21 protein-coding genes are annotated in these 20,143 nt (G+C 62.8%); 18 read left to right on the top strand and 3 right to left on the bottom strand.

Features of this window, described 5'->3' with window-relative positions; all coding sequences use genetic code 11:
• Both AC3A4H_RS14505 and scpB read left to right on the top strand, forming a co-directional pair.
• The coding region (locus AC3A4H_RS14505; RefSeq protein WP_487767303.1) for a DUF1403 family protein at positions 1-463 on the top strand (463 nt) is incomplete at its 5' end.
• Between the two features lie 2 nt (positions 464-465).
• A complete protein-coding gene (gene scpB, locus AC3A4H_RS14500; protein WP_487767302.1) occupies positions 466-1,185 on the top strand; it encodes an SMC-Scp complex subunit ScpB in 720 nt (239 codons plus the stop codon).
• A 239-nt stretch (positions 1,186-1,424) separates the two neighbouring features.
• On the opposite strand, the gene AC3A4H_RS14495 is transcribed toward scpB, so the two are convergent.
• Positions 1,425-3,185 (bottom strand): acyl-CoA dehydrogenase family protein, encoded by a 1,761-nt coding sequence (locus AC3A4H_RS14495; RefSeq protein WP_487767301.1) that lies wholly within the window; start codon positions 3,183-3,185, stop codon positions 1,425-1,427.
• Between the two features lie 682 nt (positions 3,186-3,867).
• Between AC3A4H_RS14495 and AC3A4H_RS14490 the strand changes: the two genes are divergently transcribed.
• The 5 genes from AC3A4H_RS14490 to AC3A4H_RS14470 all read left to right on the top strand — a co-directional run bounded on the left by AC3A4H_RS14490 (position 3,868) and on the right by AC3A4H_RS14470 (position 7,966).
• Positions 3,868-4,593 carry an SDR family NAD(P)-dependent oxidoreductase gene (locus AC3A4H_RS14490; protein WP_487767300.1) on the top strand — a complete coding sequence of 242 codons (726 nt, stop codon included), beginning with the start codon at positions 3,868-3,870 and terminating at the stop codon, positions 4,591-4,593.
• Between the two features lie 75 nt (positions 4,594-4,668).
• Positions 4,669-5,019: a hypothetical protein gene (locus AC3A4H_RS14485; protein WP_487767299.1), complete on the top strand. Its 351-nt coding sequence runs from the start codon at positions 4,669-4,671 to the stop codon at positions 5,017-5,019.
• Positions 5,020-5,046: 27 nt separating this feature from the next.
• Complete coding sequence (locus AC3A4H_RS14480; protein WP_487767298.1) at positions 5,047-5,796, top strand: electron transfer flavoprotein subunit beta/FixA family protein; 750 nt, start codon at positions 5,047-5,049, stop codon at positions 5,794-5,796.
• A 25-nt stretch (positions 5,797-5,821) separates the two neighbouring features.
• Positions 5,822-6,751: an electron transfer flavoprotein subunit alpha/FixB family protein gene (locus AC3A4H_RS14475; RefSeq protein ID WP_487767297.1), complete on the top strand. Its 930-nt coding sequence runs from the start codon at positions 5,822-5,824 to the stop codon at positions 6,749-6,751.
• A gap of 3 nt (positions 6,752-6,754) precedes the next feature.
• Positions 6,755-7,966, top strand: a complete 1,212-nt coding sequence (locus AC3A4H_RS14470; RefSeq protein WP_487767296.1) for a CaiB/BaiF CoA transferase family protein — start codon at positions 6,755-6,757, stop codon at positions 7,964-7,966.
• Positions 7,967-8,006: 40 nt separating this feature from the next.
• Here AC3A4H_RS14470 and AC3A4H_RS14465 read toward each other — a convergent pair whose 3' ends face one another.
• Complete coding sequence (locus AC3A4H_RS14465; RefSeq protein ID WP_487767295.1) at positions 8,007-8,318, bottom strand: NIPSNAP family protein; 312 nt, start codon at positions 8,316-8,318, stop codon at positions 8,007-8,009.
• 128 nt (positions 8,319-8,446) lie between these two features.
• Between AC3A4H_RS14465 and AC3A4H_RS14460 the strand changes: the two genes are divergently transcribed.
• Positions 8,447-9,583, top strand: coding sequence for an acyl-CoA dehydrogenase family protein (locus AC3A4H_RS14460; protein ID WP_487767294.1), 1,137 nt, complete (start codon positions 8,447-8,449; stop codon positions 9,581-9,583).
• A 40-nt stretch (positions 9,584-9,623) separates the two neighbouring features.
• On the opposite strand, the gene AC3A4H_RS14455 is transcribed toward AC3A4H_RS14460, so the two are convergent.
• A complete protein-coding gene (locus AC3A4H_RS14455) occupies positions 9,624-10,502 on the bottom strand; it encodes an NmrA family NAD(P)-binding protein (RefSeq protein ID WP_487767293.1) in 879 nt (292 codons plus the stop codon).
• 78 nt (positions 10,503-10,580) lie between these two features.
• On the opposite strand from AC3A4H_RS14455, the gene AC3A4H_RS14450 reads away from it, so the two are divergent.
• From AC3A4H_RS14450 to AC3A4H_RS14405, 10 genes are all read left to right on the top strand, one after another.
• A complete protein-coding gene (locus tag AC3A4H_RS14450) occupies positions 10,581-11,510 on the top strand; it encodes a DMT family transporter (RefSeq protein ID WP_487767292.1) in 930 nt (309 codons plus the stop codon).
• A gap of 169 nt (positions 11,511-11,679) precedes the next feature.
• Positions 11,680-12,435 (top strand): SDR family NAD(P)-dependent oxidoreductase, encoded by a 756-nt coding sequence (locus AC3A4H_RS14445; protein ID WP_487767291.1) that lies wholly within the window; start codon positions 11,680-11,682, stop codon positions 12,433-12,435.
• 65 nt (positions 12,436-12,500) lie between these two features.
• On the top strand, positions 12,501-13,412 hold the full coding sequence (locus AC3A4H_RS14440; RefSeq protein ID WP_487767290.1) for an SDR family oxidoreductase: 912 nt from the start codon (positions 12,501-12,503) through the stop codon (positions 13,410-13,412).
• A gap of 3 nt (positions 13,413-13,415) precedes the next feature.
• Positions 13,416-13,829, top strand: coding sequence for a MaoC family dehydratase (locus AC3A4H_RS14435; RefSeq protein ID WP_487767289.1), 414 nt, complete (start codon positions 13,416-13,418; stop codon positions 13,827-13,829).
• Complete coding sequence (locus AC3A4H_RS14430) at positions 13,826-14,263, top strand: MaoC family dehydratase (RefSeq protein ID WP_487767288.1); 438 nt, start codon at positions 13,826-13,828, stop codon at positions 14,261-14,263. The genes AC3A4H_RS14435 and AC3A4H_RS14430 overlap by 4 nt, the downstream gene beginning before the upstream one ends.
• A gap of 2 nt (positions 14,264-14,265) precedes the next feature.
• Positions 14,266-15,432 (top strand): acetyl-CoA acetyltransferase, encoded by a 1,167-nt coding sequence (locus tag AC3A4H_RS14425; RefSeq protein WP_487767287.1) that lies wholly within the window; start codon positions 14,266-14,268, stop codon positions 15,430-15,432.
• A 10-nt stretch (positions 15,433-15,442) separates the two neighbouring features.
• Positions 15,443-15,859: a Zn-ribbon domain-containing OB-fold protein gene (locus tag AC3A4H_RS14420; protein WP_487767286.1), complete on the top strand. Its 417-nt coding sequence runs from the start codon at positions 15,443-15,445 to the stop codon at positions 15,857-15,859.
• A gap of 1 nt (position 15,860) precedes the next feature.
• On the top strand, positions 15,861-17,096 hold the full coding sequence (locus AC3A4H_RS14415) for an acyl-CoA dehydrogenase family protein (RefSeq protein ID WP_487767285.1): 1,236 nt from the start codon (positions 15,861-15,863) through the stop codon (positions 17,094-17,096).
• A 9-nt stretch (positions 17,097-17,105) separates the two neighbouring features.
• Positions 17,106-19,217: an acetate--CoA ligase family protein gene (locus AC3A4H_RS14410; RefSeq protein ID WP_487767284.1), complete on the top strand. Its 2,112-nt coding sequence runs from the start codon at positions 17,106-17,108 to the stop codon at positions 19,215-19,217.
• Between the two features lie 97 nt (positions 19,218-19,314).
• Positions 19,315-20,115 (top strand): enoyl-CoA hydratase/isomerase family protein, encoded by an 801-nt coding sequence (locus tag AC3A4H_RS14405; protein ID WP_487767283.1) that lies wholly within the window; start codon positions 19,315-19,317, stop codon positions 20,113-20,115.
• Positions 20,116-20,143 lie beyond the last annotated feature (28 nt).

The following is a 20,143-nucleotide window of genomic DNA, read 5'->3' as shown; positions in this document are numbered from 1 at the left end:
GGTCTGCGGCGCGCGGGCGGACGCAGAAGTCCTGGCCTGGGCGCTGGCGGACTGTCTGGTCGCGGCGCAGCTGAACTGGGGGCGACCCGTGCCGCTGTTGCTGGCCGAACGCCATGGCGCGGCCCTCCGCACGCCCGGGGGCAGGGGGCGTGTCCGCCCCGGCGAGCCCGGCTTTGGCCGCGCCGTCTGCCTGGCGCTGGTCGAGGGCGCAGGCGCGGCGCTGCGATCGGCCAATGACATCGCCCGGCGTGCGGAAAGACTTCTCGCGGTGGCGCCAAAGGTGCGCACCAGGGGCGCTGCCGCCGTCATCCAGAAACTCCTCGACGAGGACGCCGTGCCGGCCGCCGCGCCGGGCATGAACCTGTCGCGCTGGGCCGCGACGCGGCTGTTTGAGCGGCTGGAAGGGTTTGGCGCGGTGCGGGAACTGTCGGGCCGCGCGTCGTTCCGGATTTACGGGTTGTGACGATGGCCGGACCCAACTCAGCCCAGGCGGTACGCAGCGACAAGGCAAAATCCGAAGACGACGTATTGTTCGACCGCGAGCTGGAGGACCTGCCGCCGGAACTGCGCTGGCGCGAATGGATGCTGCGCGCCGAGGCCGTCATCTTCGCCGCGGCCGAGCCGGTCACGCGCGAAATGCTGGCCCGCGTGGTCGGCCGAAACTGCAGCATCGACCTTTTGATCGAGGATCTCCGGGAAGAGCTGCGCGACCGGCCCTATGAGCTGGTTTCGGTCGCCGGCGGCTGGCAGCACCGCACCCGCCCCCGCTTTTGCGACGCGATCCGCGTCGCGTCCGCGCCCACCCGCTCGGCCGCCGCCGCGCTGTCGGAGTTCGAGGCGATGGTGCTGATGGCCATCGCCTGCTTCCAGCCGGTCACCCGCGGCGAGCTGGCGACGATCTTCGGCAAGGAGGTCTCCCGCGACACCATCGGCGCACTGCGCAGCGCCGGCTTCATCGCCTCGGGGCCAAGAAGCCCGACGCCCGGGGCGCCCTACACCTACGTGACGACGAAGCAGTTCCTCTCGGCGTTCGGCCTGGAGACGCTGCGAGACCTGCCGGATGTCGAGGCGCTGGAGGATGCGGGGTTGCTCAGCAAGGAGAAGCTGCTCGCCGGCGATATTCCGTGTCCGGAGGCGATTCACTCGCTCATGAACATGAGAACGCCAGCAGCACACTCGATTTGACGGACAATGCACCGGACTGAAGTGCTGCGGACTTCTCCGAAGCCGTATCGTAATCCTCTGTGCCATCCGCAGTTGGCACGCAGAACACCAGATGCCGGAAGGTTTCCGGTTGCTTCTAGCCGGGTCGAGGCGGCGGGCTAGAGTCCCGCTTCGTTTAGGATCTCGGACTGGTACCTACCCCTGTAGCTTATTGGAACGTGCCACTACGACGAAATACTCGTAACGTTTTGATTTGGAAGCTACACAAGAAAAAGTGAGTCGGCGGCAGCCCTCAGGCTTGCCGCACCAATTACGACACGGTCCTTCAATGCGCTGGTTTCCGCAACCAAGTTTTCGGCAAAGGAGCGGCAAAGCGGAATGCGGGCGGCATCCGCCAGCGCGCCCTTGGCGAGATAGCAGCCGCCGGCTGCGAGCCCGAAGAGCCGCAGATAAGGCGTAGCGCCGGCAAGTTGGTCGTCGCGTCGCGCCTTCATCAGATATGCAGTGGTGGTCTCAAGATCATCGAGCGCCTGCGCCAGCCGCTCGCAGGTCGAAGAGAGGTCGGCGGCGTTCAGCCCACGCAACGACTCGACGATTCCCCGGAGTTCGCCGATATACCCCGCGACATGCTCACCGCCCGATTGCGGCAGCTTACGCGCCACGAGATCAATGGCCTGAATACCGTTTGTGCCCTCGTAGATCGGCGCAATGCGGGAATCGCGCAGCAGGCTTGCAGCACCCGTCTCCTCGATGAACCCCATGCCGCCATGCACCTGCACGCCCAGGGAAGCGACCTCGACGCCGATATCGGTCGAGAACGCTTTGGCAACCGGCGTCAGCAAATTGGCCCGCTCCTGCCAGAACTTCGCATCATCGCCATCGTGTGCATGCACCATGTCGAGCGCATGCGCACAGGCATAGCAGATGGCGCGAGCGGCCATTGTCATGATCTTCATGGTCAACAGGTTGCGCTGCACATCCGGATGATGCACGATCGGCGCCATGCCCTCACCCGCGTATCCGGCCGCCTGGCCCTGCTTACGCTCGTTGGCATAGGCGAGCGCGCGCTGAAAGGCGGCTTCCGCGACGCCGACCCCTTGGACGCCAACCGAGAGCCGCGCATTGTTCATCATGGTGAACATGCAGGCGAGCCCATTGTTCTCCTCGCCAACCAGCCAACCGATCGCACCCGGCACGGCATTCTTTGCGAAACCATCGCCATAGATCATCGTGCAGGTCGGCGAACCGTGGATGCCGAGCTTGTCCTCCATCGAGGCGCAGAGGACATCGTTGCGGCGGCCGATCGTCCCATCGGCATTCGGGATGAACTTCGGCACGATGAAAAGCGAAATACCACGTGTGCCCGCGGGAGCGTCCGGAAGCCTCGCCAGCACCAGATGGCAGATATTCTCGGTGAAATCATGCTCGCCATAGGTGATGAAGATCTTCTGGCCGAAAATGCGATAGGTACCGTCGCCGACGCGCTCGGCGCGGCTCTTCAGCGCTGCGAGATCTGAACCAGCCTGCGGCTCGGTCAGGTTCATCGTCCCCATCCACTCGCCGGAAATCAGCTTCTCCAGATAGGTCGCCTTGAGTTCGTCGGAGCCGTGTTTGTCGACCGCCTCGACCGCGCCCATGGTCAGCATCGGTCCGAGGCAAAAGGCGATCGCCCCGGAGTTCCACATCTCCATCAGCGCCATGCCGAGCGTGATAGGCAGTTCATGCCCGCCAAACTCCTCGGGGCCGGTTACGGAATTCCAGCCCGCCTCACGCCAACGTGTGTAGAGTCCCTTCCAGCCCTTGGGAGTGGTGACTGCGGCGTCCTTCCAGACCGCACCTTCCTCGTCGCCGATTTTGTAGAGCGGCGCGACCTCGTCGGTCGCGAATTTGCCCGCCTCAGACAAGATCGCGTCGAGCAAATCCTCGGAGAAATTGCCGAATTTCCCGGAATCGATCGCCGCCTTCAAACCGGCGACATGCTTCATGGTGAAGGCGATTTCCTCGACGGGTGCGCGATACATTATTGTTCCTTAAATTCAGACGCGTAATCGTCTTGTCAACTAACGTAGAAATCAATCTATTCTTGGCGTAGGTAGGCCGACCTTCGCGATATTCTAAAGCATATTTGATTTGTCATTTTCGAAGTTGTTCCACGGAAGTCTCCCGCAGAACGTAATTGGCCTTACAGAGAAAACGAATCGAGCATCGCTCTTGGGGTATAATGCAAATGTTTGCCTTGACCTGCCACTGAATTTTCATCCGGCTGCCGTCCGTTCCCTGCTTCGGAATGAACGTCTTCTGTGCGTCCGAAAACCTCGATACCTTAACCGCTCTCCGCTCCTCTCCCAACCAGGAAACTAAAGCGGAAAACTCCGATTTTAACGGTCCAGTTTCTGGGGATCAGATCAATCAGGTCACCGCGCCTGAGATTTGCCGGGAATGCGCGGGTCCGCATCCGACGGTGTTCCGGCAATTGATCGAAGACGAGGCCTTCCTCGAAGGCAGCGGCGAGACGGTCGCGATCCACCATCTTGATCCGCAAGTGATCGCGATGTCGCTGCGCTCTTTGCCGAACTCCACGTGCCCAACTTCGCCATCGATGCGAACTGGCAGAATCCGCCAGCCCGGCGATGACGTTAGAGAGAATCTAATGTACGTTAGAATAGAACGGCGCCACTGGCGGCGCTGGAAAGGAGGAAGGGCATGGAGAAGAACGCGAAACGGGGCACGGTGTGCGTCGTCACAGGCGGCGGGCGCGGGATCGGGCAAGCGGTAGTTGAGCGATTTCTCGAGGAAGGGCTGGAAGTCCACTCGATCGACGTCAACCATCCGACGGACAATGCGGCAAGCGCGGGGCTTTCGCGGCATGATTGTGACATCACGGAACTTGCCGCCGTAGAGCGGGTGTTTGAAGCGATCGGCACCGTGGACATTCTCGTCAACAACGCCGCGACCGTGACGCGTGCGGTTCCGATTACCGAGTTGTCGCCGCAAGAATGGCAGCGGGCAATGTCGGTGAACATCACTGGATTGTTCAACGTGACGCGCACGGCACTGGCGGAAATGCCGTGCGGTGGACGCATCGTCAATCTCGCTTCCACTTTCGCGCATGTGGGTTCGCCCGGCCGGGTTGCCTATTCCACGACCAAGGGAGCGGTGCTGGCCTTTACACGTAGCCTTGCCCTAGATGTCGCGCCGAAAGGTATCCGGGTGAATTCCATATCACCGGGCGGGATCGCGACCGACCGACTGATCGAACTGTTCGGATCCCACCAGGCGGCGGAGGATTATCTGCTGCCGCTGCATCCCATCGGCCGTACCGGTCGTCCCGCCGATATTGCCGATGCCGTATGGTTCCTGACCTCGCCGCAATCTAGCTTCGTCACCGGGGCCGATTTTCTTGTCGATGGCGGCTACACGGCTCAATAATTGGTAACTGTCAAAAGCCTGCTTGCCTAAGTTTCTAACATTGGTTAGAAATTATCTCAGGCCGAGGAGGATGCGATGGCGCGTTACAATCTGTTTGCTTTCACCAATGCGGTGCCGGGACGGGAAGACGAATTCAACGACTGGTACACAAACGTTCATCTTGCTGACGTGCTCAAGCTGCCGGGAGTTGAGGCCGCGCAGCGGTTCAGGATGAGCGACGTGCAGCACCGGTCGGGTCCGTATCCTTATACATATATGGCCGTCTACGAAATCGATATCGAAGACCTGAACGTTACGCTTTCCAAGCTACGCGAAGTCAGCGGCACGGATGCGATGCCGCTCTCGCCTGCGCTGCAGGAAGAGCGGATGGTGTGGATCTACGAACCCGTCACCGAACGGGTCGTCGGTAGCGCTTCCGCTGGTTAAGACATTTCCTAGAAAGGTCCCAAGTGCATGAAAGTTCTCGTCCCGGTCAAGCGGGTTGTCGACTACAACGTGAAGATCCGCGTGAAGTCGGATGGCTCGGGCGTCGAGCTCGCCAATGTCAAGATGTCGATGAACCCGTTCGACGAAATCGCGGTCGAGGAAGCGATTCGCCTGAAGGAGGCCGGCAAGGTCGAGGAGATCGTCGTGGTGTCGATCGGCCCGGCCCAGGCGCAGGAAACGCTGCGCACGGCACTGGCCATGGGCGCAGACCGCGCCATCCTGGTCAAGACCGAAGGCGAGACCGAGCCGCTGGGCGTGGCCAAGGTGCTGAAGGGCGTGGTCGAGGCCGAAAAGCCTGGCCTGGTCATCCTCGGCAAGCAGGCGATCGACGACGACGCCAACCAGACCGGCCAGATGCTGGCCGCGCTGCTGGGCTGGGCGCAGGGCACGTTTGCCTCCAAGATCGAGATCGAAGGCGACAAGGCCAAGGTCACGCGTGAGGTCGACGGCGGCCTGCAGACGGTCGAGCTGAAGATGCCCGCCATCGTGACCACGGACCTGCGCCTCAACCAGCCGCGCTACGCCTCGCTGCCCAACATCATGAAGGCCAAGAAGAAGCCGCTGGACGAGAAGACCCCGGCCGACTTCGGCGCCGACGTGACCCCGCGCCTGAAGGTCTTGAAGACCGAGGAGCCGGGCGGCCGCAAGGCTGGCGTGAAGGTCGGCAGCGTTGCCGAGTTGGTCGACAAGCTCAAGAACGAAGCCGGCGTGCTTTAAGGTTCGGAAGGAAAGGGAACAGACAATGGCAATTCTCCTCATCGCCGAACACGACAACGCCTCGCTGTCCGAGCAGACCGCCAAGGCCCTGTCGGCCGCGCTGAAGATCGGCTCGGATGTCGACGTGCTGGTGGCCGGCAAGGGCGCCAAGGGTGCCGCCGACGCCGCCGCCAAGCTCTCCGGCGTGCGCAAGGTGCTGCTGGTCGAAGCCGACGAGCTCGAGCAGCGCCTGGCCGAGCCGCTGGCCGACACCGTTGTGGCGCTGGCCGGCAACTACGACACCATCGTCGCGCCGGCGACCGCGTCGGGCAAGAACGTCGCCCCGCGCATCGCCGCCCTGCTCGACTTGTCGCAGATCTCGGAAATCTTCGAGGTCGTGTCGCCCGACACCTTCAAGCGCCCGATCTATGCCGGCAACGCCATCCAGACCGTGCAGTCGCCGGAGGCCAAGAAGGTCATCACCGTGCGCACCGCCGGCTTCCAGGCCGCAGGTGAAGGCGGCTCGGCTCCGGTCGAGACGGCTTCCGCCGCCGCCAACCCGGGCCTGTCGACCTTCATCGAGAACAAGCTGTCGGAAAGCGACCGTCCGGAGCTGACGTCCGCCCGCATCATCATCTCCGGCGGCCGCGCGCTCGGCTCCTCGGAGAAGTTCCAGGAGGTCATCCTCCCGGTCGCCGACAAGCTCGGCGCAGCCGTAGGCGCCTCGCGCGCCGCGGTCGACGCCGGCTATGCCCCCAACGACTGGCAGGTCGGCCAGACCGGCAAGGTGGTGGCCCCCGAGCTCTACATCGCCGTCGGCATCTCCGGCGCGATCCAGCACCTGGCCGGCATGAAGGATTCGAAGGTCATCGTCGCCATCAACAAGGACGAGGAAGCACCGATCTTCCAGGTGGCCGACTACGGCCTCGTGGGCGATCTTTTCCAGGTCCTGCCGGAACTCCAGAAGGCGCTGTAAAAAATGGCTGGGGCGCTTGCCGGAACCAGGGTTATCGACCTGACGCAGATGCTGGCAGGTCCCTATTGTACCATGATGCTGGCAGATCAGGGTGCGCAGGTGATTAAGATCGAGCCGGTCGGCGGCGACCCGACCCGCAATTTCGGGCCCTTTCGCAAGGATGACCGCGAGCGACACTTCGGCGGCTATTTTCAGAGCACGAACCGCAACAAGCTGAGCCTCGCTCTGGACCTGAAACAGCCGGGAGGTCGCGACATCTTGCTGACGCTGATCCGCGGTGCCGACATCGTGGTCGAGAATTTCCGCGCCGGCGTGATGGACCGATTGGGCGTCGGATACGAGGTGCTGGCGAAGGAAAATCCGCGCCTTGTCTACGCGGCAATCCGCGGCTTCGGCGATCCGCGCACAGGCGCAAGCCCGCATGTCGACCGACCGGCCTTCGACGTGGTAGCCCAGGCGATGGGTGGTGCAATGGGCATCACCGGGCCGGATGCACATACGCCGATGAAGATCGGTCCAGGGATCGGCGACATCTTCCCCGCATCGCTCGCCGCGTTTGGAATCCTGGCGGCCTACCACCATGCCGTGCGCACGGGGCAGGGGCAGTTTGTCGACGTGGCGATGTACGATGGCATCGTTTCGCTATGCGAGCGCGCCGTCTACCAATATTCCTACACGGGGTCATCCCCAGTGCCGGAAGGCAATCAGCACCCGATCCTCTGTCCCTTCGGCGTGTTCACGGCACTGGACGGGCAGGTGACTATCGGTTGCCCGCGCGACACGTTCTGGGTCGAGCTCGTGTCGATCATCGGCCGCCCTGAACTTGGCACAGATCCTCGCTTCTCCACCAATAATCAGCGTCTCGTGCATCGTGCAGAGACGGTCGAGCTCGTGGAAAGCTGGACGCGTATGCGGACCAAGGCCGAGATCGCTGAGGCGCTGGGGGTGCGTGTGCCGTTCGGCCCCGTGAACACCGCCGCCGACATCTATGCCGACCCGCACATGAAGGCGCGGGAGATGCTGGTGGAGGTCGAACATCCCGGATCGCGCAAGCCGGTGACGGTCGCGTCGACCCCCATCCGCATGACGGCGACACCGGGAGGCGTGACGCGCCGGGCGCCGCTGACGGGCGAGCACACGGATGAGCTTCTTGCGGCCACGGGGCTGTCCGACGAGGCCATCCGCAATCTCAGGGCGATGAAGATCGTCGGTTGAGGCCCTGTCCGCGCGCGTGGCAGCGCGCGGCGGCTCATCCCTAGTGAATCGGTGAGAACTGGGTCGGTCGCAGGATCATCGTCTCCATCGTCTGGATCATCGATGTCGTCTTGGGGCCGAACGCGATCCACTCGGGATCGGCGTAGAGACGCGCCCGCTTTTCTTCCCTGTCCGCCATGTCCGCATAGCCCCACATGGTGATGACCTGGTTGAGGGTGCCGATCTCGGAGGTGAAGTAGCCGATGAGAGGCAGGTAGCGCGTGTGGATCGGCAGCCCCTCCTTTTCGTAGAGCGCCAGAAATTCCTGCAGCCTGCCGGGGTGGAACGTGTAGGTGCGCTTCTCGATGATCATGCTGGGTCTCCTCGCCGGATGAATATGTGGATCACAAAAACCAAACGAATGTTAGAATTCTTTGGCGTCCGTCATCAAGCATGTTATCTCATCGCACTTCGTATTCGCGAACAGGGTTGGAGCAGGTCATGATCGAGCGGACCATTTTTTCAGAGGAGCACGAGATCTTCCGTGCGTCGGTGCGTCGTTTCATGGAAGAGGAACTGGCACCTCACCATGAAGAGTGGGAAGAGAAGGGCGAGGTTCCGCGCTGGGCCTGGAAACGGGCAGGCGAGCTGGGCTTCCTATGCGTGGCGATCCCCGAAGAGGCAGGCGGGGTCGGCGCTGATCGCCGCTATTCGATCATCCTCATGGAAGAGCAGTCGCGGCTGAACCTCACCGGCCTCGGTTTTCCGCTGCATTCCGATATCGTCGCCCCTTATATCGATCACTACGGCACCGCCGAACAGAAGCAGCGCTGGTTGCCGAAGATGGCGAGCGGCGACTACATCGCCGGCATCGCGATGACGGAACCGGGCGGCGGATCCGACCTCAAGGCGATCCGCACCACTGCAGTGCGCGACGGCGACGAGTTCGTCATCAGCGGCCAGAAGACATTCATCACCAACGGACAGACCGCCGATCTCTTCCTGGTGGCCTGCAAGACTGACCGTGCACAGGGCGCCAAGGGCATCAGCCTGATCGTCGTGGAGGCGGACCGCCCGGGCTTCCAGCGCGGTCGCCGGCTGAAGAAGCTCGGGACCAAGGCACAGGATACGTCGGAACTGTTCTTCAACGAAGTGCGGGTGCCGGCCTCGAACCTGATCGGCGAAGAGGGCAAGGGCTTCGTCTACATGATGCAGGAACTGGCATGGGAGCGCATGCATGTCGGCATCCAGGCCGTGTCGACCTGCGAGGCCGCGCTCGACTGGACGATCGAGTACACCCGCAACCGCCAGGCCTTCGGCAAGCCGGTGATCGAGTTCCAGAACTCGCGTTTCACGCTCGCGGAAATGAAGACCGAGGTACAGGTGGGGCGCATCTTCCTCGACCGGTGCCTCGAACTCGTCCTCGAAAACAAGCTCGACACCACGACCGCGGCGATGGTGAAGCTGTGGACAAGCGAGATGCAGGGCAAGGTGCTGGACGCGCTGCTGCAACTGCACGGCGGCTACGGCTTCATGTGGGAATACCCGATCACCCGCGCCTATGCCGATGCGCGCGTCCAGCGCATCTATGCCGGCACCAACGAGATCATGAAGGAACTGATCGGACGGACCCTGTGATGCCGTGCGGGGCTGGACCGCTGTTCCAGCCCCGTACTGCTCACCCCTTGATCTCGCCGAGCCGAGCGGTCGCAAAGTCGCGCCAGGAGACGGGCTTTCGTCCCGTCACCTTCTCGACCGTATCGAAAGTGGCGCCGGCCTCGGGCACCTCGCCGCGCTCGATCTGCATGATGCCGTCGGCGAGCCCGCTCGCATAGGCTTTCTCCGCTCCCTGGCGTTCCATGATCGCCAGAAGGTCTGCGGCAGGCCGGGGGCGGTACGTCACGTCGCGCCCGGTCACCTCGGAAAGCAGGGCAGCGAGTTCGGCAAAGGTGAGCGCTTCGACGGCCAGCGGGTAGGACTTTCCTGCATGCGCGGCGGGATCGCGCAATGCAGCCGCGGCGACGGCCGCCATGTCATCCGACGACACGAACGAAACGCGGCGGTCGCCGACGAAGTGCACGACACGGTCCGGCTTGTGCACGAAGCCGTTCCACACCGTGTCCATGAAGAAGTTCGGGTGCAGATGCGTCCACGAAAAGCCCATGCCTTCCGTGGCCCGCTCGATGAGCTGGTGCCAAGCGAAATGCGCGTGCGGCGTGTCGTCTGCCGCCAGCGCGCCGAGATGGACGATATGGCGGACACCCTGCGCCTTGGCCGCGTCCAGCACCCTCTTGGAATACGCCAGCATGCCGACGCTGTAGCCGGTCAAGAGAAAGACGCTGTCGACACCTCGCAGCGCCGGCTGCAGCGACGAGGGATCGTCGAAGTCGAAATGCACCGGCGTAAAGCCCCGGCTTTGCAGCTTCTCGGCGCTTTCTTTGCTGCGCGCCGCGCCGAGCAGTTCGATGGTGCCGTTGCGCGCATCCTCCTTGAGCAGGCGCATGACCGCGCCGCCGACCGTCCCTGTCGCGCCCGTCACCAATATTCGCTGCGTCATCACCCATCCTCCCGGCATCGCCGCTTGACTCGAAATAAATTCTAACGAATGTTCGTTTTTAGAGGAGGATACCTGCCCATGTCCAGCAAAGATGAGGCGCTGGCCACCGGCGTGACGATCGGTTACCCGGGGGCCGCCGAATATCTGCTGCTTGTCGGCATCAGCGTGGCATGGGGCACATCCTACATGTTCACGAAGGTGGCGGTTCGCGAACTGCCACCGGTCTCTCTGGTGGCGATGCGGCTCGTCATCGCGGCAACGGTCATGGCCGGCATCGTGCTTGCGCGCCGCATCGCGTGGCCCAGCCGCCGTGACATCCTGGCATTTGGCCTGGTCGGGCTCCTCTCCAACGCAGGACCGCTGTGTCTGATCGCCATCTCGGTCTCGCATGTTGATTCCTCGGTTACGGCGATCACCATGGCCCTCGTTCCGCTGATAACGGTCTGTCTCGGCGCATTCGTCGGCACTTATCCCAATGCCCAGAGCGTGATCGGCATCACCCTCGGGCTGTTCGGCGTGTTCGTGCTGTTCGGCCCCCAGGCGTTCTCGACCTATGGCGACAGCACGCGCGGCCTGATCGCCGCCGTCGCCGCAGCGTCGATCTTCTCCGTGTCGCTGTTCACGGTGCGGCTGGTCCGGCATCTGGATCCTGTCATGATCACGGCGCTGTCCCTCATATCCGCCATGATATGGACGGTTCCCCTTGCTCTGTTCCTGGATGGCATGCCCGCAGCCTTGCCGAGTGCTGCGACGATGGGCTCTGTACTCGTCCTCGGACTGTGGAATACCGCCGCGTCCAGCCTGCTGATGTTCGCGCTCCTGCGCCGCGCAAGTCCGGCCTTCACGTCCTACAACAATCAGCTCGTTCCGGTTGTTGCCGTGTTGTGCGGCACACTATTCCTCGGCGAGGCGCTGACGGCCTCGTCCGTTGCCGGCGTCCTGCTTGTCCTCACCGCCGTGGCGATCTCCACCGCACGCTTTCGCTCGCCGCTGCCGCCGCCGACGTGAACCGGGGCGCGTGCCCTTGCACTATTGGAGACGGGCCAGAATTTCCCGTTGCATGATTTTCGAACGGATGTTAGGTTTTGAATCGAGGGGTTGCATGACGGCTCGTCAGGCGCAGCCGCGTTCCACCGTTCCAGGGTCGGGGGAAGCGAGTTTTGGGAGGAAGTTCAGGATGAAGCGGCTGGAAGGCAGGAACGCCGTCGTTACGGGTGCGGCCAATGGCATCGGGCGGGCGTCGGCGCTGCGCTTTGCGTCGGAGGGCGCGAATCTCGCCATCCTCGATCTCGAGACCGACGGGCTCGAAAGTGTCGCGGAGGAGGCAAGGCAAGCCGGTGCCAAGGTGGTGACAATCGCCGGCGATTGCTCCAACGAGGAGTTCCTCGTCGACGCTTTCGCCAAAATCTACGGCGAGTTCGATTTTGTCGAGGTCCTGATGAACAATGTCGGCCAGAGCGCCCGCGAGCGTGCGTCCGAGTTTTATCAGTCCGAGCCCGAGGTGTGGCGCTTCGTGGTCGATATCACTCTCTTTTCTACGTTGCTCGCCTCGCGCCAGGTGGTGCCCTCGATGCGGGAGGCGGGTCGCGGCAAGATCGTCAATGTAGCGTCGAATGCAGGCATGGCAGGCGAGATCGGCATCAGCGAGTACGCGGCGGCGAAAATGGGCGTGATCGGGTTCACGCGCTCGCTGGCGCGCGAGCTCGCTCCGTTCAAGGTTAACGTCAATGCGGTCTGCCCCGGCGTGACCAAGACACGTGTCATCGACCGCATTTCCGAGGAATTTCTCGAGAAGATCCGCGCGTCGATCCCGCTCGGCTACTTCGCCGAACCGGAGGACATCGCCGCTGCCGCCGCATTCCTGGCCAGCGACGACGCCCGCTACATGACGGGTCAATCGGTCGTGGTCGACGGTGGTCGCTGGATGATCTGACTGCGCCAGCGCGGGAATGCATGTCGAAGAAAAGCAAACGTATGTTAGAAACTGGATTGGGCACGATGGCCGGAATGCTTGAAGACAAGGTTGTGCTGGTAACTGGCGCAGGCCGCGGAATTGGCCGTGAGATGGCGTTGATGATGGCGAGCCACGGTGCGCGCATCGTGGTCAACGATCCTGGCGTCTCGCTGGACGGCAAGGACGAAACCGACGGCCCCGCCAATGAGGTCGTCCGCGACATCAAGGCGGCGGGCGGCGAGGCTGTGGCCGACTACGGCAGCGTCTCCGATGCGGCGTCTGCGCGTGCGATGGTACAGCGCGCCGTGGACACGTTCGGCAAGATCGATGTCGTCGTCAACAATGCGGGCATCCTGCGCGACGTGATCTTCCACAAGATGACCGATGAGGACTGGGATTCGGTCATCAAGGTCCATCTCTATGGCAGCTACTATGTCAGCCGGGCAGCAGCCGAACATTTCCGCAAGCAGGAGAGCGGCGCCTTCATACACATGACCTCCACGTCGGGTCTGGTGGGCAATCCCGGTCAGGCGAACTACTCGGCGGCGAAGATGGGCATCATCGGCCTGTCGAAGTCGCTTGCGCTGGACATGGCGAAGTTCAACGTCCGCTCCAACTGCATTTCGCCCTTCGCGTGGAGCCGCATGGTCGGATCGATCCCGAACACGCCGGATCAGGAGGAGCGCCTCAAGGGGCTGCGGATGCTCACCCCCGATAAGATCGCGCCGGTTGCGGTGTTCCTCGCCAGCGAGGACGCCTGCGAGGTCAATGGTCAGATCTTCGCGGTGCGCGGCAACGAGATCTTCCTCATGAGCCAGCCGCGGCCGCTGCGCTCGGTGCATCGCTCGGAGGGCTGGACCCCGGAAACGCTGCGCGATCACATGCTGCCGGCCCTGAAGACGTCATTCGTGCCGCTGCATATGTCGCGCGACGTCTTCTCCTGGACGCCGGTCTGAGCCATGACGGACTATCGTCGGTATGTCGAGGTGGCAGTGGGCGATGTCTATCCGCCGGTGCCGCTGCGCTTTCACATCGCCGCCGATGTCGTCGAGGGGTTTCTCTCGGCGACCGGCAATGACGATGCACAGTATTCGGCGTCGTCCCGGCGCGCACCGTCCATGATCGCCTCGGTCTACCTGATCGACCTTCTGGCTGCCCGGCGCAGCCCGCCTGGCGGCATCCATGCCAAGCAGGCGATCCGCTTTCATCGGGCGGTAGAGGTCGACGAGACCCTGTCGCTGCAGGCAACCGTCGTCGAGAAGTACATCCGCAAGGACAGGCCTTATGTCGTCTCCGATTTCGAGGCGCGGGGTGAGGATGGAACGCTGGTTGCCTCGGGGCGGATCACATCGATATGGGGCCGCGACCAATGAGTGCACTTGTTACAAGCGAAACTGCGAGTGCAGTCGGGATGCAGCTTCCCGTTCTCGTCCGTGACGTCGATCAGGCGAAGATCGATGCTTATGCGCGGGCGACCGGCGATTTGAACCCGATCCACGTCGATCCTGACTACGCAAAAACGGGCCCGTTCGGGCGGACGATCGCGCACGGTCTGATGACGCTCGCCTTCGTCGCCGAAATGCTCAACCGCTGGAGCGACGGGGCATTCGACGAGGCAGGCGAGATTGACATTGCGTTTGTCGGGCCAGTGTTTGCCGGCGATGTGGTGGAGGTATCGGGTATCGTCGAGGAGATTGTGAAGCGGGACGGCGTCGACAGTCTGCGCATCAAGCTTCTCGTGATGGCAGGCGAGCGCCGGATCCTCGCTGGCCACGCAATACAACCCATTTCCGGACCAGGAAACTGAATATGGCGCGCGAAGCGGTAATTGTCGGGGTCGGCGACGTCCCCCTTGAAGGCGGCAAGGTTGTCGGAGGCGGGTCTGTCCTGCAGGTACAGGCGCGTGCCGCGAAGGCTGCGTTGGGCGACGCAGGAATTCCGATGCGCGACGTCGACGGGCTGCTGGTGGCGGGACTCTGGGGCGTACCCGGTCCGGGCCAGCTCCCCTCGGTGACGCTCGGCGAGTATCTGGGCATCCATCCGCGCTTTGCCGACACGACGAACATCGGCGGTTCTGCCTTCGAGGCGCATGTCGCCCATGCCGCGCTGGCCATCGAGAAGGGCCTCTGCGACGTCGCGCTGATCGTCTACGGGTCCGTACAGAAGAGCGAACGCAGCCGGACCCTCGGCGGCCGCCCGGCGGTGCTGACGATGCAGTTCGAGAACGTTTGGGGCATTCCGCAGCCCGTCGGCGGCTATGCGCTGGCGGCACGCCGCCACATGCACGAATTCGGCACCACGGAAGAGCAGCTTGCCGAAATCGCCGTGGCGACCCGCAAGTGGGCGAGCCTCAACCCAGCCGCGACCATGCGCGATCCGCTGACGATCGACGACGTGATGAACTCCGCACGGATTTCCGATCCGCTGAAGCTGCTCGACTGCTGCCTCGTGACCGACGGCGCCGGTGCCATCGTCATGACGACCGCTGAAAACGCCAAGGCGCATGGCGCGAAAGCGATCCATATTCGCGGCTATGGCGAGGCGCATACCCACTGGTCGATCGGTGCGATGCCCGACCTCGCACGGCTGACGGCGGCGCAGATGTCGTCACAGCGCGCGTTCGAGATGGCCGGCGTCAGTCACGATGCGATCGATCTCGTCGAATGCTACGACTCCTTCACCATCACGGTGATGATGACGCTGGAAGCTCTGGGTTTCTGCAAGCCCGGCGAAGGCGGCCAGTTCGTCTCGGGCCAGCGTACCGCCCCCGGCGGCGCCTTCCCGCTCAACACCAGTGGCGGCGGGCTCTCCTACTGTCACCCCGGCATGTACGGCATCTTCCTGCTGGTCGAAGCCGTTCGTCAGTTGCGTGGGGAAGCCGGCGACCGGCAGGTGCAGGATGCCGGCACCGCCCTTGTTCATGGAACCGGCGGCACGCTGTCGTCAGGTGCCACCGTGATCCTGTCAAACCATTGAGTGAGCGGCCATGAGCGAAGTCTACGAAAAGCCCCAGCCCGTCATCGATCCCGGTACGAAGCCTTTCTGGGACGCCGCGAAGGAACACCGTCTGTCGATCCCTCGGTGCAGGTCGTGTGGCGAGTATCATTTCTATCCCCGCGAATTGTGCCCGCACTGCCATTCCGATGATCTGGAATGGACCGATGTGTTAGGGAGGGGTGAAGTCTACTCTTATACGATTGCCCGCAAGCCGGCCGGGCCGGTCTTTGCGGCCGACGTTCCCTACGTGATTGCGATGATCACCTTGCGAGAAGGGCCGCGCATGCTCACCAACATCGTGACGAAGGACGTGGAGAGCGTTCGTATCGGCGATGGAGTGCGCGTGCAGTTCGATGACGTGTCGCTCGATCTGACGCTGCCGAAGTTCGTGCTCGAGAAAGAGTGAGATGAACCTTTCCCTGATCCCCGAGGAGATCGTCCAGACCGGCGAGGCGTTGGTTCGCTTCGTCGATCAGGAGGTCGTGCCAATCGAGGAGAGCAACCAGGCCCTGCTCGCCTCGGACCGTACGATCTACGATGAGAAAGGTTTATTCACCCCGGACGTTCTGGCGCTCAAGCGCAAGGTGCGCATGAAGTCTGCCGAAGCCGGCTTCTATACGATGTTCGGACCTGAAGAGATCGGCGGCGGCGGCCTCGGCCCGCTTGCTTCCGTTTACCTGAACTGGAAGCTGTCGCTTCACTGCGGACCCGGCCGCACGCTCATCCATCCCGTGGTGCTTCCGTCGCCTTTCACCAATGGCCTTTCGCCCCTGCTGACCTTTCTGGACGAGGGGTTGCGCGGCGACTATCTCCCGCAACTCGGTTCGGGCGAGAAGACGCTGTGCTTCGGGCTCTCCGAGCCGGATGCAGGGTCGGACGTCTTCAACCTGAAAACCAGGGCTGTGCGCGATGGCGACGATTGGGTGATCACCGGTTCGAAGCAGTGGATCACCAACGGCCCCTACGCCGACTACGCGATGATCTTTGCGATCACCGATCCGGATCTGGTTGCGCAGCGAAAAGGCGGCATAACCGGGTTCTTCATCGAAACCGCCTGGGAAGGGTTCAACGTTGTCTCCTCGATCCCCATCATGGGCCATCTCGGCTCGGAAATCGGCATCCTCTCCTTCGACGGTCTGCGCGTGCCGAACCGATACCGGCTTGGCGATGTCGATCAGGGACTCAGGGTCGCCCTGAAGGGGGTCAATACCGGACGCCTGGGATTGTCCGCGACCTGCGTGGGGCTGGCCCGCTGGGCGCTTGCGCAGGCGGTCGATTATGCAAAGTTTCGCAAGACATTCGGTCAGCCGATCGGCGAGCATCAGGCCGTGCAGATGCTGCTTGCGGACAGCGCCTCGGACATCTACGCGGCAGAGACGATGCTGGTGGACTGCGCGATGAAGCTGGAGCGCGGCGAGCGCGCGCTGGCGGAGACCTCAATGGTCAAGCAGCACTGCACCGATGCCGCAAACCGCGTCTTCGACCGATGCATCCAGGTGCATGGTGGCATGGGCCTGACAAACGAGATGCGGCTGGAGGAAGGCTACCGCTTCACCCGCTCCATGCGCATTCCCGACGGCACCAGCGAGATCCAGAAGCGGACGGTGGCCCGCGACATGCTCGCCAACGGCGTGAATTTCTGAGGACAGACCATGACGCAACCCTACTCGCGTTCCTCGATCGACACCCTGTTGCGTCCGCGCTCCGTGGCGATCTTCGGCGCGTCCGACGATCCGACGCGCATTTCCGGCCGGCCGCTACGTTATCTGCTCGAGGCAGGTTTTGCCGGGCCCATCTACCCCATCAATCCGAACCGCGCGACGGTCCAGGGCATGGCGGCCTACGCGTCACTGGCCGCAGTGCCGGAGACGCCGGACGTCGCCCTGATCGCGGTACCCGCCGCGCTAACCGAGCAGGCGGTGCGGGATTGCGTCGAGAAGGGCGTGAAAAGTGCGGTGATCTTTTCCGCCGGCTACGCCGAAAGCGGCGAGGATGGGCTCGCCATCCAACAGCTTGTCGCCGACATCGCGCGCGCCGGCGGGTTGCGCCTGCTTGGCCCGAACTGTCTCGGGGTGTTCAATCCCCAGATCGGCTTCTACGGTACCTTCACGCAGTCGCTGGACAAGGAGATGCCGTCGCCCGGCCCGCTCGGCATCGTCAGCCAGTCCGGCGCCTACGGCTCGCATATTGCATATTTGGCGCGCCAACGAGACATGGGCATCAACTACTGGATCACCACTGGCAACGAGGCCGATGTCGACGTCTCCGAATGCCTGGAATGGATGGCCGGTCAGGATGACGTCCAGGTCATCATGGCCTATGTCGAGGGCATTCGCGACGGCGAACGATTCCGTCGTGCGCTTGCGCTGGCGCGCCGCAACAGGAAGCCTGTCATCATGATGAAGGTAGGCCGCTCCGAGATCGGCGCCAAGGCGGCATCGTCCCACACGGCCTCGCTGGCCGGGTCGGACGCGATCTACGATGCGCTCTTTCGCCAGTATGGCGTCCACCGTGCCGAGACCACCGACGAGCAGCTCGACGTCGCCTATGCGTGCATGCGCGGCATTTATCCTGAAGGAAACAAGCTCGGCGTGGTAACGCTGTCGGGCGGCGCGGGCGTGCTGATTTCCGATGCGGCGGAGCGCCACGGGCTGGATGTCGCGCCCATGCCGGACAAGCCACAGCAGGCGCTGCAGGCACTGTTGCCTTTCGCGACGGTGACTAATCCCGTCGACACGACCGCGCAGGCGCTCAACGACATGAACCTGTTGGCGCAGAACATCGAAGTGATGCTGGAGCAGGGCGGCTACGACGCACTCATCGGCTTCTTCTCGACTGTGCCGAATACCCGCACACTTTCCGGGCCGCTGCGCAAGGCTATCGAGAACGGCTGCTCGCGCTTTCCCGACAGGCTGATCGCTCTCGAGATGGTGGCCGACAAGGAAGTGGTGCGCGAGTACGAGAATGCCGGTTTCCTGGTATTCGAGGACGCTGCCCGCGCAGTCGCGGCCCTGTCGGCTCTGACGCGCTTTGCGGCGGCGTTCGGTCGGGAGGATGCGGTGCGGACCACTGGGGCGTCCCCACTGCCGATCGGTGGCGGTGCGCTTTCGGAGGTGGTAGCGAAAAAGCTGCTGGGCGCGGCGGGAATCCCATTTCTTCGCGAGGCGCTTGTGACGAACCCGCAAGATGCCGTGGTTTCGGCGGACTCCATCGGCTACCCGGTCGTGATGAAGATCGTTTCGCCCGACATTGAGCACAAGACCGAGATCGGTGGTGTCATTGTTGGCGTTCATGACCGTGAGGGCGTCGAAAACGCTTATCGGACGCTGATCGAACGGGCGGCCCATCATAGACCAGATGCGACCATCGAGGGCGTATTGGTTGCGCCGATGGCGAAGAAGGGTGTGGAGGTGATCGTCGGGGTGTCCCGCGATCCGGTCTTTGGCCCGGCGGTCATGTTCGGACTTGGCGGCGTCCATGTCGAAGTGCTCAAGGACGTCACGTTCCGCCTTGCTCCGTTCGATCTCGTTGAAGCGAAGACCATGATCCACGAGATCAGGGGGCGCGAGATGCTCCACGGGGTGCGTGGTGCGCCTCCGTCCGATATCGTTGCGTTGGCGCAATTACTTGTGGATGTATCGGAATTCGCCGCCGCCCACCGCGAGGACATCGAGTCGATCGATCTCAACCCGGTCATCGTTCTGCCGGAAGGGCAGGGACTTGTAGCGCTGGACGCATTGCTGGTTCCACGTCGTCACGCTTGATGGCACGTCTCGTGACGGTGTTGTTGAGTTCGGAGTCTTTTCGAACTATCGTTAGAAAATAGGCAGCCGCACCTGTTGAGCTGCCAAGGAGGAAACCATGGACGTCGATTATTCCGGTTACAAGTATTTCCTGTTCGAGAAGGATGGCCGCACCATGACGGTGACGATGAACCGGCCGGAACAGCTCAACGCCATGACCTGGGACATGCACGAGGAATCTTCGCGCATCTTCTACGATCTTGGCATGGACCACACGATCGACGTTGTGATCCTCACCGGGGCAGGACGGGCGTTTTCGGCCGGCGGTGACATAGCCGGCATGAAGATGATGTACGAAGACACCGAGATGTTCGATCGCTCGATTAACGAGGCTAAGAAGGTCGTCTTCGGTATCCTCGATTGCGAGAAGGTAATCATCGCCAAGGTCAACGGCGACGCGGTCGGCCTGGGCGCTACCATCGCGCTTTTCTGCGACATCATCTTTGCGGCCGACCATGCCCGCTTCGGAGATCCGCATGTGAAGGTGGGGCTTGCCGCGGGCGACGGCGGCGCGGTCATCTGGCCGCAGGCGATCGGCTATGCGCGCGCCAAGGAATATCTGCTGACAGGCGATTTGATCCCGGCACCGGATGCGGCGGCGATGGGGCTGATCAATCATTCCGTGCCGGCCGACGAGCTTGATGCGCGCGTCGATGCCTTTGCCAAGAAGATTGGTTCCGGTGCGATGAAGTCGATCAAGTACACCAAGACAGCGATCAATGTCGGACTCAAGCAGCTCGCGCATTCGATGATGGACACCTGCATGGCCTATGAGGCGCTGACGAACCGCAGCCAGGACCATCTGGAAGCGATCAACGCCTTCTCGGAAAAGCGCAAGCCGAAGTTCACCGGACTCTGAGAGCTGCCAGAACACGCGCGGAATAGGG

Source organism: Pseudaminobacter sp. Soil_N_29 (assembly GCF_057656055.1).
The sequence above is the reverse complement of the archived record's forward strand: the minus strand, read 5'-3'. Positions and strand labels throughout refer to the sequence as shown.

What these genes read in the sequence shown, in the direction of transcription:
- AC3A4H_RS14425 (WP_487767287.1), top strand. Translation starts at nt 14,266, where the DNA reads ATGGCGCGCGAAGCGGTAATTGTCGGGGTCGGCGACGTCCCCCTTGAA.
- AC3A4H_RS14410 (WP_487767284.1), top strand. Translation starts at nt 17,106, where the DNA reads ATGACGCAACCCTACTCGCGTTCCTCGATCGACACCCTGTTGCGTCCG.
- AC3A4H_RS14455 (WP_487767293.1), bottom strand. Translation starts at nt 10,502, where the DNA reads ATGACGCAGCGAATATTGGTGACGGGCGCGACAGGGACGGTCGGCGGC.
- AC3A4H_RS14405 (WP_487767283.1), top strand. Translation starts at nt 19,315, where the DNA reads ATGGACGTCGATTATTCCGGTTACAAGTATTTCCTGTTCGAGAAGGAT.
- AC3A4H_RS14490 (WP_487767300.1), top strand. Translation starts at nt 3,868, where the DNA reads ATGGAGAAGAACGCGAAACGGGGCACGGTGTGCGTCGTCACAGGCGGC.
- AC3A4H_RS14465 (WP_487767295.1), bottom strand. Translation starts at nt 8,318, where the DNA reads ATGATCATCGAGAAGCGCACCTACACGTTCCACCCCGGCAGGCTGCAG.
- AC3A4H_RS14445 (WP_487767291.1), top strand. Translation starts at nt 11,680, where the DNA reads ATGAAGCGGCTGGAAGGCAGGAACGCCGTCGTTACGGGTGCGGCCAAT.
- AC3A4H_RS14435 (WP_487767289.1), top strand. Translation starts at nt 13,416, where the DNA reads ATGACGGACTATCGTCGGTATGTCGAGGTGGCAGTGGGCGATGTCTAT.
- AC3A4H_RS14420 (WP_487767286.1), top strand. Translation starts at nt 15,443, where the DNA reads ATGAGCGAAGTCTACGAAAAGCCCCAGCCCGTCATCGATCCCGGTACG.
- AC3A4H_RS14440 (WP_487767290.1), top strand. Translation starts at nt 12,501, where the DNA reads ATGGCCGGAATGCTTGAAGACAAGGTTGTGCTGGTAACTGGCGCAGGC.
- AC3A4H_RS14485 (WP_487767299.1), top strand. Translation starts at nt 4,669, where the DNA reads ATGGCGCGTTACAATCTGTTTGCTTTCACCAATGCGGTGCCGGGACGG.
- AC3A4H_RS14450 (WP_487767292.1), top strand. Translation starts at nt 10,581, where the DNA reads ATGTCCAGCAAAGATGAGGCGCTGGCCACCGGCGTGACGATCGGTTAC.
- AC3A4H_RS14470 (WP_487767296.1), top strand. Translation starts at nt 6,755, where the DNA reads ATGGCTGGGGCGCTTGCCGGAACCAGGGTTATCGACCTGACGCAGATG.
- AC3A4H_RS14475 (WP_487767297.1), top strand. Translation starts at nt 5,822, where the DNA reads ATGGCAATTCTCCTCATCGCCGAACACGACAACGCCTCGCTGTCCGAG.
- AC3A4H_RS14415 (WP_487767285.1), top strand. Translation starts at nt 15,861, where the DNA reads ATGAACCTTTCCCTGATCCCCGAGGAGATCGTCCAGACCGGCGAGGCG.
- AC3A4H_RS14495 (WP_487767301.1), bottom strand. Translation starts at nt 3,185, where the DNA reads ATGTATCGCGCACCCGTCGAGGAAATCGCCTTCACCATGAAGCATGTC.
- AC3A4H_RS14460 (WP_487767294.1), top strand. Translation starts at nt 8,447, where the DNA reads ATGATCGAGCGGACCATTTTTTCAGAGGAGCACGAGATCTTCCGTGCG.
- AC3A4H_RS14430 (WP_487767288.1), top strand. Translation starts at nt 13,826, where the DNA reads ATGAGTGCACTTGTTACAAGCGAAACTGCGAGTGCAGTCGGGATGCAG.
- scpB (WP_487767302.1), top strand. Translation starts at nt 466, where the DNA reads ATGGCCGGACCCAACTCAGCCCAGGCGGTACGCAGCGACAAGGCAAAA.
- AC3A4H_RS14480 (WP_487767298.1), top strand. Translation starts at nt 5,047, where the DNA reads ATGAAAGTTCTCGTCCCGGTCAAGCGGGTTGTCGACTACAACGTGAAG.